Origin of the sequence: Pseudomonas hefeiensis, from assembly GCF_030687835.1 — a bacterium.
Classification (GTDB): Bacteria; Pseudomonadota; Gammaproteobacteria; order Pseudomonadales; family Pseudomonadaceae; genus Aquipseudomonas; species Aquipseudomonas hefeiensis.
On sequence record NZ_CP117449.1, the window covers coordinates 278,832 to 293,843 of the forward strand.

General features: G+C 62.8%; 8 protein-coding genes and 1 pseudogene. 6 read left to right on the forward strand and 3 right to left on the reverse strand.

What is annotated here, in order from left to right:
* Positions 1-99: 99 nt before the first annotated feature.
* Positions 100-467: pseudogene (locus PSH57_RS01185) on the reverse strand (DUF6124 family protein).
* A gap of 390 nt (positions 468-857) precedes the next feature.
* Between PSH57_RS01185 and PSH57_RS01190 the strand changes: the two are divergent.
* From PSH57_RS01190 to PSH57_RS01205, 4 genes are read left to right on the forward strand one after another with little or no spacing between them, the layout of a single operon-like run.
* Positions 858-1,637 (forward strand): efflux RND transporter periplasmic adaptor subunit, encoded by a 780-nt coding sequence (locus PSH57_RS01190; RefSeq protein ID WP_305387343.1) that lies wholly within the window; start codon positions 858-860, stop codon positions 1,635-1,637.
* Positions 1,634-2,953: an efflux RND transporter periplasmic adaptor subunit gene (locus tag PSH57_RS01195; RefSeq protein WP_305387344.1), complete on the forward strand. Its 1,320-nt coding sequence runs from the start codon at positions 1,634-1,636 to the stop codon at positions 2,951-2,953. The genes PSH57_RS01190 and PSH57_RS01195 overlap by 4 nt, the downstream gene beginning before the upstream one ends.
* A gap of 1 nt (position 2,954) precedes the next feature.
* Positions 2,955-5,051 carry a site-2 protease family protein gene (locus PSH57_RS01200; RefSeq protein ID WP_305416283.1) on the forward strand — a complete coding sequence of 699 codons (2,097 nt, stop codon included), beginning with the start codon at positions 2,955-2,957 and terminating at the stop codon, positions 5,049-5,051.
* Positions 5,052-5,060: 9 nt separating this feature from the next.
* Entirely contained in the window at positions 5,061-5,552 is a 492-nt protein-coding gene (locus PSH57_RS01205; protein WP_305387345.1) for a GNAT family N-acetyltransferase, read from the forward strand.
* A 118-nt stretch (positions 5,553-5,670) separates the two neighbouring features.
* Here the strand turns inward: PSH57_RS01205 and PSH57_RS01210 are convergent, their stop codons facing one another.
* A complete protein-coding gene (locus PSH57_RS01210; RefSeq protein WP_305387346.1) occupies positions 5,671-5,982 on the reverse strand; it encodes a DUF6916 family protein in 312 nt (103 codons plus the stop codon).
* A gap of 47 nt (positions 5,983-6,029) precedes the next feature.
* The gene (locus PSH57_RS01215; RefSeq protein ID WP_305387347.1) at positions 6,030-6,617 is read right to left on the reverse strand and encodes a phage tail protein; all 588 of its coding nucleotides are present in this window, start codon (positions 6,615-6,617) and stop codon (positions 6,030-6,032) included.
* Between the two features lie 249 nt (positions 6,618-6,866).
* Here PSH57_RS01215 and PSH57_RS01220 point away from each other — a divergent pair, with 249 nt between their 5' ends.
* Together PSH57_RS01220 and PSH57_RS01225 are read left to right on the forward strand one after the other, a co-directional pair.
* A complete protein-coding gene (locus PSH57_RS01220) occupies positions 6,867-7,712 on the forward strand; it encodes a sulfotransferase family protein (RefSeq protein ID WP_305387348.1) in 846 nt (281 codons plus the stop codon).
* A gap of 53 nt (positions 7,713-7,765) precedes the next feature.
* The gene (locus PSH57_RS01225) at positions 7,766-15,004 is read left to right on the forward strand and encodes an Ig-like domain-containing protein (protein ID WP_305387349.1); all 7,239 of its coding nucleotides are present in this window, start codon (positions 7,766-7,768) and stop codon (positions 15,002-15,004) included.
* Positions 15,005-15,012: the final 8 nt, after the last annotated feature.

The following is a 15,012-nucleotide window of genomic DNA, read 5'->3' on the forward strand; positions in this document are numbered from 1 at the left end:
ACAGTTGATCGGTGTTGATCTCGATATTTAAGTTCGACACAAAACCCATGTGGGAGCGAGCCTGCTCGCGATGGCGATCCTCAATCCACCACAGATATCTCAGCCCGGCGCTTGAACCTCAAGCCGATCCATCGCCCGCTCCACCAACAAATACACCCCATCGGCTATGCGACTGATCGCCAGGATCACGCTGCGGCGCGAGCCGTCGACATCGTCCGCCAGGTCGGCGGCGATGTGATGGACAACAAGTCTTCGGAGGCATTGGCCAGCAGGGTTTCGGTGTCGATGTCGGGGGCGACCATGAAGAGTTGGGCTGTCTGGGTTTTACCCGAGGCTCCGTCGGCAGGTTTGGGGTTGAGGTAATAGTCGAGGACGCGCTCGGCGGTTTCGTCGAGTTTTTTGGGTTTCGAGGAATTGTTGGAGTCATTGCCAGGGTTTCCTGGCGGATTCGGTGTGACCTTGAACATGTTGTGTAGCTCCATCTGTAATCTCGGAACTGACACCTTTCGCTTGCACGCAAAGGAGGTGGCAGTTGTACGTAGGTGTGCAAGACCGGGCAGACGGAACCCCGGCAGATTCCTCCTTGCGGAAAATCTCCCACGCACAACTGCCATAAAGAGAGCCTTGACCAAAATTTGACCAAAGCTGATAGCAATGTGCGTCGTCTTTTACCCGGACTTGCACGTCCGTGTCACCGTTTTTTCAGTGACAAACCCAGACTAGCTGTGGTCCCAAAGCCGGACAAGTTCACCAAAGCCGCTACAACTTGAAGGAAATCTCCTAGGACCAGATGCACACTCCCTTGACGCCCCCCACCGCTGTCGTAGACTCCGCCCATCCGTCAGGGAGTAGCGGTTATGCGGCGTTCATGTAGTTGGGTTTTGGGGTTGGCCTTTGTAACGTGCGGAGTGCAGGCGCAAACGCCTGTTTCCGGCGATCCGTTGCTCGAGAGCGGCATCACGGCCAGTGCGCCGAGCGGCAATGAGGCGCGCGGGGTGCTTCGGGCGCGGGATCAGGCGGTGCTTGCCAGTGAACTGGCCGGGCGAATTATCGAGTTGCCGTTCAGTGAGGGCGAGTCGTTCAAGAAGGGCGATACCCTGGCACGTTTCGATTGTTCGGCGTACCAGGCTCAGCTCAATGCGGCCAGGGCCGCGAGCCGCGGTGCCAGTGAAGAGCTGGCCCATAACAAGCAGCTGGCGGCGTTGAAGTCGGTTGGGCGTTTTGAAGTGGCGCGCGCCGAGGCCAGGCTTAGCGAGGCTCAGGCCCAATCCCAGGTTTATCAGGTCCAGGTCAAGCGCTGCAGCGTGATCGCGCCGTTCGATGGACAGGTGGTGGTGCGCAAGGTCCAGCGTTATGAAAGCGTGGCCGCCGGCGCGCCGTTGCTGGATGTGGTCGACAACCGCACCCTGGAGATCCACCTGTTGGTGCCTTCGCGCTGGATGGGCAGGCTTAAGCCCGGCCAACCCTTTACCTTTGTCCCCGATGAGACCGGCAAGCCGCTGCAAGCGACGGTCAAGCGCCTTGGCGCGCGCATCGACGAGGGCAGCCAGACCTTGCTGCTGGTTGCCAGCGTCCCTGATGCCAGTGGCCTGCTGTCCGGCATGAGCGGCACGGCGCGTTTCGCGGAGTTCAAGTGAACGCGCCGATAATGGGCAGCGCCGAGCAGGTATTTGCCCGTTTCCTCGACCTGGAGCGCCAGACGCGGGCCGCGCGTACCCCGGCGCAGTTGTGCTACAGCCTGGTCAACGATGGTCAGGCTCTGTTCGGGTTTCGCCACGCCGCGCTGTTGATCGCCGGCAAGGTCCAGGCGGTGACCGGTGTCAGTGCGGTGGAGCCCAACGCGCCATTCGTGGCATTTGTCGAGCAGGCGGTAGCGCAGTTGTTCAAAAGCGGGGTGCTGAACCAGGCCCGGGTAATTGCCGCTGATGGGGTGAGCGACTCCATTCAGGCGGACTGGCGAAGTCTGTCGGCGGGGCAGGTGTTCTGGCTGCCGTTGATCGATCATCAGGGGCAGGTGTTCGGTGGCTTATGGTTGGCCCGTGACCTGCCATGGTCGCCGTCCGAACAAGTGCTGCTCTCGCAACTGGGCGACACCTACAGTCACGCCTGGCTGGCGCTGCAGCCACGCAAACCGTGGCGCTTGCGCTGGACCCGCAAGCGTCAGGTCGCCTTGGTAGCGGTGCTGCTGTTGGGGTTGCTGATTCCTGTGCGTCAGTCGGTATTGGCCCCGGCCGAAGTGGTGCCGCTGGGCGGGCAGGTGGTGGCGGCGCCGCTGGACGGAGTGATCGCTGAATTTCTGGTCAAGCCCAACCAGAGCGTCAAGAGCGGTGACCTGCTGCTGCGCTTCGAAAGCACCAGTCTCAAGGCCCAGGCCGATGTGGCCGAGCGAGTTTTGGGCGTGGCCGAGGCGGAGCTCAAGGCCAACTCTCAGCGCTCGTTTGCCGATGCCGAATCGAGTTCCAAGATTGATCTGTTGGCTGCTCGCGTCGAGCAGAAACGCGCCGAGCGCGACTATGCCATCGAGTTGCTCAAACGCAGCGAAGTGCGCGCCGAACGGGACGGCATTGCGGTGTTTGCCGATGCCGAACGTTGGCTTGGCAAGCCGGTTCAGACAGGCGAGCGGTTGATGGAAATCGCCGACCCGAACCAGGCCGAATTGCGTATTGAACTGGCAGTGGGCGATGCAATTGACCTGGCCCCCGGTGCCCAGGTGGCGTTGTTCCTCGACAGTGATCCGTTGCAGCGGCACCTGGCCAGGCTCGAACGTTCGGCCTACGAGGCGCAACCCACCGCCGCCGGGCAACTGGCGTATCGACTGGACGCGCGTTTCGATGACGCGGCGCCGCGCATTGGCCTGCGGGGCACGGCGAAAATTTTCGGCGATCGCGCCCCACTGGCGCTGTACCTGCTGCGTCGACCCCTGGCCGGCTTGCGCCAGAGTGTGGGCCTGTAGCATGGAGCTGCCGAGCCTGCGGCCAGACCTGCAATTGTCTCCGGCGGCGCCGGACCCGGACGGCTCCCCGCAGTGGACGCTGGCCGATCCGGTACGCGGGCGTTATTTCAAGCTCGGCGCGGCGGCAATGCGCATGCTGCGGCACTGGTCTCTTGGTGACCCGGAGCAGGTGCTGCAAGCGGCGAACCGTGAGCCGGGGCTGCCGCTCAATGGTGAGTCGCTGGAGCAACTGCTGGGCTTTTTGCGGGGTCACGATCTGATCAGCGCCATGGACCCGCAACAGCGTGACAGCTATCAGTTCAAGACCGCCGCCCAACGCCAGAGCCTGTGGCAGATCCTGCTGCATCAATATCTGTTTTTTCGCATTCCGCTGTGGCGTCCGGATGCTTTTCTCAACCGCGCCTGGCCGTTTCTTGCGCGGTTCGGTCCCGCCATCCTGCGTTATGGAATGCCCCTGACCCTGGGTGTGGGGATTTTTCTGGTGTCGCGGGACTGGCAGCGCTTCGTGGCGACTTTTCCGCACCTGTTCAGTCTGGGTGGCGCGCTGGCGTTCGCGGTGGCGTTGTTTTTCGCCAAGTTGTGCCATGAGTTCGGTCATGCCTTCATGGCCAAGCGCGCCGGTTGCCGCGTGCAAAGCATGGGCGTGGCGTTCATGGTGCTGTTGCCGATGTTTTATACCGATGTCAGCGATGCCTGGCGGATCAATGATCGCCGAGCGCGGCTGCTGATCGGCGCCGGCGGTGTGCTGGCCGAATTGCTGCTGGCCTGCATCGCTTTGTTGGCCTGGTCGCTGTTGCCCGACGGACCGGCCCGCACGGCGGCGTTCATGTTGGCCAGCGCCACCTGGATCACCACGTTGGTCATCAACCTGAACCCGTTCATGCGCTTCGACGGTTATTTTCTGCTCAGTGATTTCTGGGCAGTGGATAACCTGCAGGGGCGAGCGTTTGCGTTGTGTCGCTGGCGCCTGCGCGAAGCCTTGTTCGGCTATGGCGCGGCGGCCCCGGAGCCCTGGACGCCGAAAATGCGTCGCCGTCTGCTGGTGTGGGGCTACGGTGCCTGGCTGTGGCGCGCGGCGTTGTTTCTCGGTATTGCCCTGGCGGTCTATCACCTGTTCTTCAAGGTGCTGGGCATTTTCCTGATGTTGGTGGAATTGGTGTGGTTCATTTTTATGCCCATCGTGAACGAATGGCGACAGTGGTGGAGCCGGCGCGAGCAGGCCCATGGTCCGCGAGTGCTGCTCAGCGGCCTGGTGTTGCTGGCATTGGCGTTGGTGCTGCTGTTGCCCTGGCGCAGCGCCGTGGAGGTGCCGGTCATGCTTGAGGCCGGTCGCGCCAGCGCCTTGCATGCGCCGGTGGCGGCGCGGATCAAACAGGTCAATGTGCATGACGGCCAGACCGTGGCCCAGGGCGATGTATTGATCGAGCTGGAGTCTCCGGACATGGCCTCACGCCTGGCTATCGTGCGTCGGGAAATCGAGATCCAGCAGCTGCAGATGCGTCGTCAGGCCGGGCGCAGCGAAACCGCCGCCGATGCCGGTATCGTCGAACAGCAACTGGCCGAAGCGGTGGCTGAATACCGAGGCCTGGCCGCTCAACGTGAGCGCCTGCTGTTACGCGCCCCCCATGCCGGACAAGTGCGCGATTTGCTGTCGCAGTTATCGGTGGGACGCTGGTTGTCACCTACACAGCCGCTGGCGCGGGTGGTACAGGCCGACTCCCGCTTACGCGGCTACCTGACCGAAGCTGAGCTTTGGCGGGTCGAGCCCGGGGCCACGGGGCGGTTCATCGCGGACGATCCGATGCACGCCTCGATTGCCGTGCAATTGAATGAGATCGATACCAATGGCGTGGCTTGGGTCGAGCAACAGGCGTTGACGTCCGATCACCACGGGCCGATTGCGGTGCGTCGTGACTCGCAACAACGGGCAGAGCCGGTGCAGGCGCAATATGGCGTGCGTTTGAGTGCTGTTGATGACACGCCTGCGCCCGCGCAACCGCTGCGTGGCGTCGTGGTGTTGCAGGGACACGGTGAATCGGTGCTGGGAGCGACCTGGCGTCGGTTGGCGGCGCTGGGTGTGCGTGAAAGCGGATTTTAAGGAGCAGACATGGAGTCAGTAGCGGCAGAGGGCTTGGTGGTACGTCCATCGCGGGTCAATGATGGCCCGTTCTTGCAAAGCCTCTATCAGGCAGCGCGCCCGGATCTGCAATGGATCGACGGCGAGCCGGAACAGGTGCAGCAGGTGATCGCGCAGCAGTTCCAGGTGCAGGAGCAAGGCATGGGAGAGCACTTTCCCAATGCCATGCATTACGTCGTGGAAAAACTCGGCACTGCTATCGGCGCTTTGAGCACCGATTTTGGCCCCAATGAGATCCGCGTGTTGTACCTGGCCTTCATCCCCCAGGCCCGCGGGCAGGGTTACGGTCGGGCGGTGCTGCAAGGGGTGCAAAAAGCTGCGCAACAAATTCGCTGCCCGGTGGCGACCGTCGTCTGGGCCAGCAACCCCCACGCCCGTCGGCACTACCTGGCGCTGGGTTTCGAAGTGCAAGAGCGCAACCCGGCGGCAGAGCGCTTGGTTTGGTATCCGAAAGGAAGCTGAACGGCCTATTCAATGTGGGAGCGAGCCTGCTCGCGATGAGGGCGGTATATTCAACATGGATGCAAGCTGACCCACCGCCATCGCGAGCAGGCTCGCTCCCACAAGGGATTATCGGGATTCAGTTAAACGCGATATAGAAATACCCCACCGTCGGATCGCGTCCCATGGGTGGGATTCGCGACACAAACACCCCTTCGAGTCTTCCCAGCTCTGGCACCTCCAGGCCACAGAGTCCGTCCACGAAGTCCGTGCTCTGCAGGCTGTTGAACTCCACGCTGAACGGCATGCGCTCAGCGCTCGGCATCTTCGCCCGAGGTGCTTGCTCGAGGGTTTCGAACCGTACGGGCAGGGCACTTCCGTCGGGTAGGGTCAGGCTGCTGGTCTGACCCAGCAGCGGTTGGAAATGACGGCTCTGAACCAGCTGCAGCATGTCGAGGCTCCAAAAGGCCGGAGGGCTGCAACCCTCCGGCAGGTGGGTCAGTTTCGGGCCGGGAAGATGCCTGAAAGAGCGATGCTGAAGTTGATCGCCAGGAACGGGTTCATGATCGCCATCGGCGTGCTGCCCCCTGCTGGGGCAACCGTGCCGCTGACGGTAGTGGTCACGCCCTGGAGTGGCACCGGGGAGGCGCCAATCTGATCGGAATAGATTGCCGCCGACCCTGGCCCGGTGCCGGAGGTGCCGATAAACGAGTTGGTGGCCGTTGGTGTATTGACCGGGTTGCTGGCCGGGTTTGCCAGTTGCAGGGTGGTCGCGGCGGTGATGCCTGTGAGGGCGTGAGTGTGCATAGGCAGGTTAGCCTGCGTCGCGGTGACGTTTTCGGTGCCGGAGATTTCGCCGATGACTCGCGGCGTCAGGCCCAAACCGTTGCCCATGCCCATGGGCAGGCGACCTTGCAGGTTGGGGAGCATGAAGGTGGTCTGGCCGTTTCCTCCATACGTCACACCGATCAGGGAGAACAATGCCTGGTACTGAGAAAGGGCAAGCGTCTGCCCGTTGCACAGGGCCCATTCCCTGGGTGCGAAGTTGAAGGCGAACGACTGGATAGTGCCGATGAATACTTCCATAGAATCCTCATCCATCAGGTTATTGGTAGGGCGACTCGTCACGCACGGCTGAGCGTAGACGGGGTTGTTTCATTCTGCCGGACGAAAAAGGCTGAAAGAATCCATCGTTGTGCTTAATCGATTCAGGTGCCGGAGGTGTTTTTACCGTCCATCTTTTTTACACTCCAATGCGCAACTGATATCAAAGTAATACTAGGCGGCAATTATTTCATCAGCTACGCTTCGCGCTACAAATGGAATACAAACAGGGTGAAGGGATTGCCGCAGTTTCACTTTATTTCCGGTTTACCGCGCTCAGGCTCGACCCTGCTTTCTGCCATTTTGTTGCAGAACCCGCGCTTTCATGCCGGCATGACCAGCCCCGTTGGCTCGCTGTTCAGCAGCGTCCTGCAGCAGTGCAGCGCCGGCAGTGAGTTCGGCTCGGTGATCGACACCGACCTGCGCCGTCGCCTGTTGCGCGGGCTGTTCGACTCCTACTACGCCGACAAGGCCGACAAGCCTGTCATCTTCGATACAAATCGCCAGTGGTGCGCCCGGTTGCCTGCGTTGCAGGACCTGTTCCCCCAGGCCAAGACCATCGCCTGTGTGCGCAACGTCGCCTGGGTGCTGGACAGCCTGGAGCGGCTTTACCGCGCCAACCCGTTCGAAAACACCAAGCTGTTCAATGACGATGATGAGCGCAACACCGTCTACAGCCGCTGCGAAACCCTGGCCCAGCGCAACCGCCTGGTTGGCTTTGCCTGGACGGCGCTCAAAGAGGCGTATTACGGCGAGAACGCCGAGTCTATGCTGATCGTTGACTACGACCTGTTGAGCCAGGCCCCGGAGCGGGTGATGCGCCTGGTGTACGAGTTCATCGGCGAGCCTTGGTTCGAACACGATTTCAATCACTTGACCTACGACGCACCGGCCTTCGACCAGGCCCTGGGCGTTGCCGGCCTGCACAAAGTCAAGCCCAAGGTCGCGCCGCAAGCCCGGCGGACCCTGCTGCCACCGGATCTGTTTGAAAAGTATGCCGAGTTGTCGTTCTGGCGCGATGGTTCTTCCAGTGCTGCCAATGTCATTCGTATGAAAACCGACGCCGCGGTCAACTGACTCGCGGTTTTTTTCATTTGCGTGTTTAAAAAGTTCGAGTCCAGGTGAACGTCATGTGGTGGAGCAAAGGCAAATCGCGGGTAACCGAGGGCGTACAGGCCCTGGCATCGCCAATGATCATGTCCCTGGAGCCGCGAATGCTGTTCGACGGCGCGGTGGCGGCTACGGTGGCCGATGCCGCACAGGCGGACGCCCAACCCAGCGCAGACGCGGCCAAGACGCCTGCGGCTGACCAGGCTTCAGACAGCCACGCGCCTCAAGGCCAGGTCGATGCCACCCAGGCCGCTGTGCCGGGCAAGGCCGTGGTGTTTGTCGATTCCCGGGTCAAGGATTCGGCCAGCCTGCTCGAAGGCGTTGCGCCCGGTACCCAAGTGGTGCAACTGGATGCCACCAAGGACGGCCTGCAGCAAATCGCCGATTACCTGGACACCCATCAGGGCATCAGCTCGGTGCAGATCATCGCCCACGGTAATGCCGGCGATCTTTGGTTGGGCAACAGCTACCTGTCGGCGGACAACGTTGAGGCTCGCAGCGAGGTGCTGGCGCAGATCGGTCAGGACATGAACGTCGGTGGCGATATTCTGATCTATGGCTGCTACACCGCTGAAGGTGATCGCGGCCTGAGCCTGGTCAATTCACTGGCGCAGTTGACCGGCCGCGACGTGGCGGCGTCCACCGATCGTACCGGTCTTGGCGGCGACTGGGACCTGGAAATCGCCACTGGCAACATCGAAAGCGCCAACGTGCTCTCGGCCAATGCCATGAGCGAGTACCAATGGGGCCTGGCCACCTGGACCGCTACCAACAACCTCAATTCCGGCATCGGTTCTCTGCGCGCAGCGCTGGACTCTGCGCAGAACGGCGACATCGTCACCTTCAATGCCAACATGACCGTTGCGCTGACCCAGGTGCTGGTGATCGACAAGAACGTCACCATCGATGGCGACCTCGACAACGACAACGTGGCCGACGTTACCCTGGATGGACAATACCGCACCCAGATCATCAACGTGACGGCCGGCACGACGGCTACCCTCGATGGCCTGGTGATTACCCGGGGTATGGTGGCAGGCAACGGCGGCAACGGCGGCGACAATGCGCTGGTGTCTCAGGGCGGCGGTATCTACAACGCCGGCACCTTGACCCTGAGGAACGTCACGGTCACCGCGAACGCCGCTTCGGGTGGCGGTGGTGGTGGCGGTGTGACGCCGCAATACGCCGGTGGCGCGGGTGGCGGCGGTGGCGCGATCACTGGCGGTACCGGCGGCAAGGGCGGCGATACCCTCAACTCCACGGGCTCCAACGGCACGGCCGGACAGGGCGGCGCGGGCGGCGGTTTCTTCAACATTGGCGGGCGTGGCGGCTCCACCACGGGGGGCGCGGGCGGTGCGGCTTATCCGGGCTACAGCACCGGTTCGGCCGGCGGCACGGCGGTCAGTGGCGGATTGTCCATCGGCGGTGGCGGCGGTGGCGATGGCTATGACGACATCGGTGGCGCCGGTGGCGGTGCGGTCGGTGGTATCTACAACGATACCGGCGCGACCCTGCGGATCATCGGCAACTCGACCATTTCCAACAACGTTGGCGCCGGCGGTGGCGGTGGCGGTGGCGGGGCTGGCGGTAGCTATCTCCAGGCGGGTGGTGCGGGCGGTGTCGGCGTCGGCGCCATCTGGAACAAAGGTTCGATCCTGATCACCGCTGCCAACTTCGCCGCCCTGGCCGGTAACGTCGGCGGCAGCGGCGTGGGTGGGACGAGTGCGGGCACCGCGGGTGTTTCGCCGGCGTCGGTGGCCAACGTCTACGGCGACGGCGGCACCATCAATACCAACTATGTGCCGGACGAAACGCCGCCCACCGCGACCGTCGTGGTGGCCAATACCAACCTCAACTCCGGTGGTACATCGACGGTCACCATCACCTTCTCCGAAGCCGTGACCGGCCTTACCGCGGCGGACCTGACGGTGCAGAACGGCAGCGTCGGCACCTTGACCAGTGGCGACGGTGGCATCACCTGGACCGGGACGTTGACTGCGGCCAGTGATATCGCCGACACCACCAACATCATCACCCTGAACAATACCGGCGTGGCCGACCTGGCCGGCAATGCCGGCGTGGGCACCACCGACTCGAACAACTACATCGTCAACGACACCGTGGCGCCGACGGCGTCCATCGTGGTGAGCGACACCGCCCTCAGGATTGGCGAGACCTCGACGGTCACCATCACCTTCAGCGAAGCGGTGAGCGGTTTCACCGCCGCCGACCTGACCGTCGCCAACGGTACCCTCAGCGGCCTGAGCAGTAGCGACGGCGGCATCACCTGGACGGCAACCTTCACACCGGACGCTGCGATTACCGACACTTCCAATCTCATTGTCCTGAATAACACTGGCGTGGCGGACCTCAATGGCAATGCTGGGGTGGGGACTACCAATTCCAACAACTACGCCGTTGACACGCAGCGCCCGACCGCCACCATCGTGGTGGCTGACACCGCGCTGCGCGTTGGTGAAACCTCGGTGGTGACCATCACCTTCACCGAGGCCGTGAGTGGTTTCACCACCGCCGACCTGACGGTCGCCAATGGCACGGTCACCGGCCTGAGCAGCAGTGACGGCGGCATTACCTGGACCGCTACGCTTACCCCGAGCGCCAGCATCACTGACACCAGCAACCTGATCACCCTGGATAACACCGGCATTGCGGACTCGGCGGGCAACGCCGGTAGCGGGACCACCGACTCCAACAACTACGCCATCGATACCCAGCGCCCGACCGCCACCATCGTGGTGGCCGATACCGCGCTGAACATCGGCGAAACCTCGCTGGTGACGATTACCTTCAGCGAGGCCGTCACGGGTTTCACCCTGGCGGACCTGACCGTTGCCAACGGCTCCTTGAGCGGCCTGAGCAGCAGCGACGGCGGCATCACCTGGACCGCGACGCTCACCCCGAGTTCCAGCATCAGCGACGCCACCAACCTGATCATCCTGGCCAATACCGGTGTGGCGGATGCGGCGGGCAACACCGGCAGTGGCACCACCAGCTCCAACAACTACGCGGTCGACACGCAGCGGCCAACCGCTAGCATCGTGGTAGCCGACACCTCCCTGAGCGTTGGCGAAACGTCCCTGGTGACCATCACCTTCAACGAAGCGGTGACAGGCTTTACCGCCGCCGTCCTGACGGTCGCCAACGGCACGGTCACTGGCCTGAGCAGCGGCGACGGCGGCATTACCTGGACCGGCACGCTCACGCCAAGCGCCAGCACCAGCGACACCAGCAACCTCATCACCCTGGATAACACCGGCGTGGCTGACGCGGCGGGCAACGCTGGCAGCGGCACCACCGACTCTAACAACTACGCCATCGACACCGCACGTCCGACCGCCACCATCGTGGTCGCCGACACGGCCATCGCCGTTGGCGAAACATCGGTGGTGACGATTACCTTCAGCGAACCCGTGACGGGCTTCACCCTGGCGGACCTGAGCGTCACCAATGGCAGCCTGAGCGGCCTGAGCACCAGCGACAACATCACCTACACCGCGACCTTCACGCCAAGCGCGGGTGTCAGCGATGCCACCAACCTGATCACGCTCAATAACACGGGCGTGGTGGATGGTGCGGGCAACGTCGGCAGCGGTACAACCGACTCCAACAACTACGCCGTCGACACCCAGCGTCCGACCGCCACCATCGTGGTCGCCGATACGACGCTGAGTGTCGGCGAGACGTCGCTGGTCACCATCACCTTCTCCGAAGCGGTGACGGGCTTCGACAATTCGGACCTGAGCATCGCCAACGGCACGCTGAGTGCGGTCAGTAGCAGTGATGGCGGCATCACCTGGACCGCCACTTTCACTCCGGCCCTCGGGGTCAGCGACACGTCCAACCTCATTGTCCTGAACAACACCGGCGTCAGCGATGGGGCGGGCAACACCGGCACCGGCACCACCAACTCCAACAACTACCAGGTCGACACCAACGTGCCGACGGCTACCATCGTGATTGCCGATAGCACGCTGAGCATCGGCGAGACGTCGTTGGTGACCGTGACCTTCAACTCGGCGGTCAGCGGTTTCGACAATTCGGACCTGACCGTCAGCAACGGCACGCTCAGCAGCATGAGCAGCACCGACGGCGGCGTCACCTGGACGGCCACCTTTACGCCTAGCGCCAGTATTTCCGATACCAGCAACGTGATCACCCTGGACAATACCGGCTTGATCAACGGCGCGGGCAACGCTGGCGTCGGCACCACGGACTCCAACAACTATGTGGTCGATACGGTGCGACCCACCGCGACCATCGTTGTGGCCGATACGGCTATTGCCGCAGGCGAGACCTCCCTGGTGACCATCACCTTCAGCGAGGCGGTGACGGCGTTCACCAGTGCCGACCTGACGGTTGCCAACGGCGTGATCTCCGGCCTGAGCAGCAGCGACGGCGGCATCACCTGGACGGCCACCTTCACGCCGAGCGCTGGCGTCACCGACACCAGCAACGTCATTTCGCTCAATAGCGGCGGCATCGTCGACCTGGCGGGCAACACCAACGTTGGCGCGACCGATTCGAACAACTATGCCATCGACACCGTGCGCCCAACGGCGACCATTGTCATGGCCGACGCCAACCTCAGCGTTGGCGAAACCTCGTTGGTGACCATCACCTTCAGCGAGGCGGTGACCGGTTTCACTAACGCTGATATGAGCGTTGCCAACGGCACCTTGAGCGCCGTCAGCAGCAGCGACGGCGGCCTGACCTGGACCGCGGTCTTCACCCCGACCCTCGGCGTGCGGGATATGTCCAACCTGATCATCCTGGACAACACCGGTGTGAGTGACGCGGCGGGCAACGGCGGAACCGGCACGACCAACTCGGCCAACTACGCCATCGACACGCAGGTGCCGACGGCGACCATCGTGGTGGCCGATACGTCCTTGAGCATCGGTGAAACCAGCCAGGTGACCATCACCTTCAACGAGGCGGTGAGCGGTTTCGACAACAGCGACCTGACCGTCAGCAACGGCACGTTGAGCAACGTGAGCAGTACCGACGGTGGCGTTACCTGGACAGGCACGTTCACGCCGAGCGCGAGTATTGCCGATACCAGCAACCTGATCACCCTGGACAATACCGGCGTCAGCAACATCTCAGGCAACGCCGGCGTCGGCACCACCGATTCGAACAACTATGCCATCGACACCGTGCGCCCAACGGCGACCATCGTTGTGGCCGATACGGCTATTGCCGCAGGCGAGACCTCCCTGGTGACCATCACCTTCAGCGAGGCGGTGACGGCGTTCACCAGTGCCGACCTGACGGTTGCCAACGGCGTGATCTCCGGCCTGAGCAGCAGCGACGGCGGCATCACCTGGACCGCGACCTTCACACCGACCGCTGGCGTCACGGACACCAGCAACGTCATCTCGCTCAACAGTGGTGGCATCATTGACCTGGCCGGCAACACCAACGTCGGTGGTACCGACTCCAATAACTACAGCATCGACAGCCAGCGTCCGACCGCCACCATTGTGCTGAGTGACGCTGCGTTGAGACCGGGCGAAACGGCTCAAGTGACCATCACCTTCAGCGAGGAAGTCACCGGCTTCAGCAACGCCGACCTGAGCGTGGCAAATGGCACATTGAGCGCCGTGAGCAGCAGCGACGGCGGCTTGACCTGGACGGCCACTTTCACGCCGGACCTGGGCGTGACCGACGCCAGCAACCTGATCGTCCTGGACAATACCGGCGTGAGCGACGCGGCGGGCAACACCGGGACAGGCACCACCAACTCGGCCAACTACGCGGTCGAGACGCGGGTGCCAACCGCCACCGTCGTGGTGGCTGATAACGCACTCAGTGTGGGGGAAACCTCGCTGGTGACGATCACCTTCTCGGAAGCGGTCAGCGGGTTCGACAATGCCGACCTGAGCGTGAGCAATGGCACACTGAGTAACGTCTCGTCCACCGATGGCGGCGTGACCTGGACAGCCACCTTCACCCCGGCCAGCAACATCAGCGACACCAGCAACCTGATCAGCCTGGACACCAGCGGCGTGGTCAACGTTTCGGGCAACAACGGTGTTGGCGTGGTGAACTCCAACAATTATGCGGTCGACACGGTACGCCCGGGCGCCACCATCGTGCTGGGCGACACTACGCTGGGTATCGGCCAAAGCACCACCGTGACCATTACCTTCACCGAGGCGGTGGCCGGCTTCGACCTCTCGGACCTCAGCGTTGCCAATGGTGTGCTGTCCAATCTCGCCAGCAGTGACGGTGGCCTGACCTGGACGGCGACCCTGACGCCTACCGCGGGCGTCAACGATGCCACCAACCTGATCCTGCTCGACGCCAGCAATGTGCAGGACCTGGCCGGCAACGCCGGCGTGGGCATCGCCATTTCCAGCAACTACGCACTCGATGCCACCCGGCCGACGGCAACCATCGTGGTCGCCGACCCGAACCTGACGGTGGGCGAGACGACCCAGGTGACGTTCACCTTCAGCGAAGCGGTGACTGATTTCGATCTGTCGGACCTGAGCGTCACCAACGGTGAGCTCACCAACCTGACCACCAGCGACGGCGGCAGGACCTGGACGGCAACGTTCACGCCAACGGTGAACCTCACCGACCCGAGCAACTTCATTGCCCTGGACACCAGTAACGTCAGCGACCTGACGGGCAACGCCGGAGCAAGCGTGGCGGTGTCCAACAATTACGCCATTGACACCGTGGTGGCCAACGATGTGAAGCCACCGCCCGAGTTCCTGACGTCGGATCCTGTCACGGTCGTGCCGCCATCCGAGGTGCCGTTGCAGCCGATCATCTTCACGCCGCCGACTGGTGACCTTGGCTCGCCGCTGGGCTTTCCACCCCTGTTTGAGCAACGGGACGTGGGCGGCGGCATTCGGCCGATTGGCGACATCTTCATCAACCGTGGTGCATTGGCGCCGAGCTTTATCGCCCAGGTATTCAGTACCGACGCTGCGGGCGATGGCTCCGGCCAAGGCTTCCTGGGGTTTGGTGGCGGTGATGGCGGGGTGTTTGGCAGTAGCACGATCGCCGGTCTGTTCAGCCAGGATGCCGGTTCCGATGGTGAATCGCTGGACGCCTTCGGCAGTCAGTCGATGCAGGGCGGTGATGTGTCCCAAGGGGTACGCGGGGTTTTCGGCGCACCGACCCTGGGTCAGCAACTGCAACAACTTAAAGACACTGAACAACGTCAGGTCGACAGCCTGGCAATGGCATTGCAACAGGTCGGCATCAGCCAGGCGCAGGCCTGAACAACTAA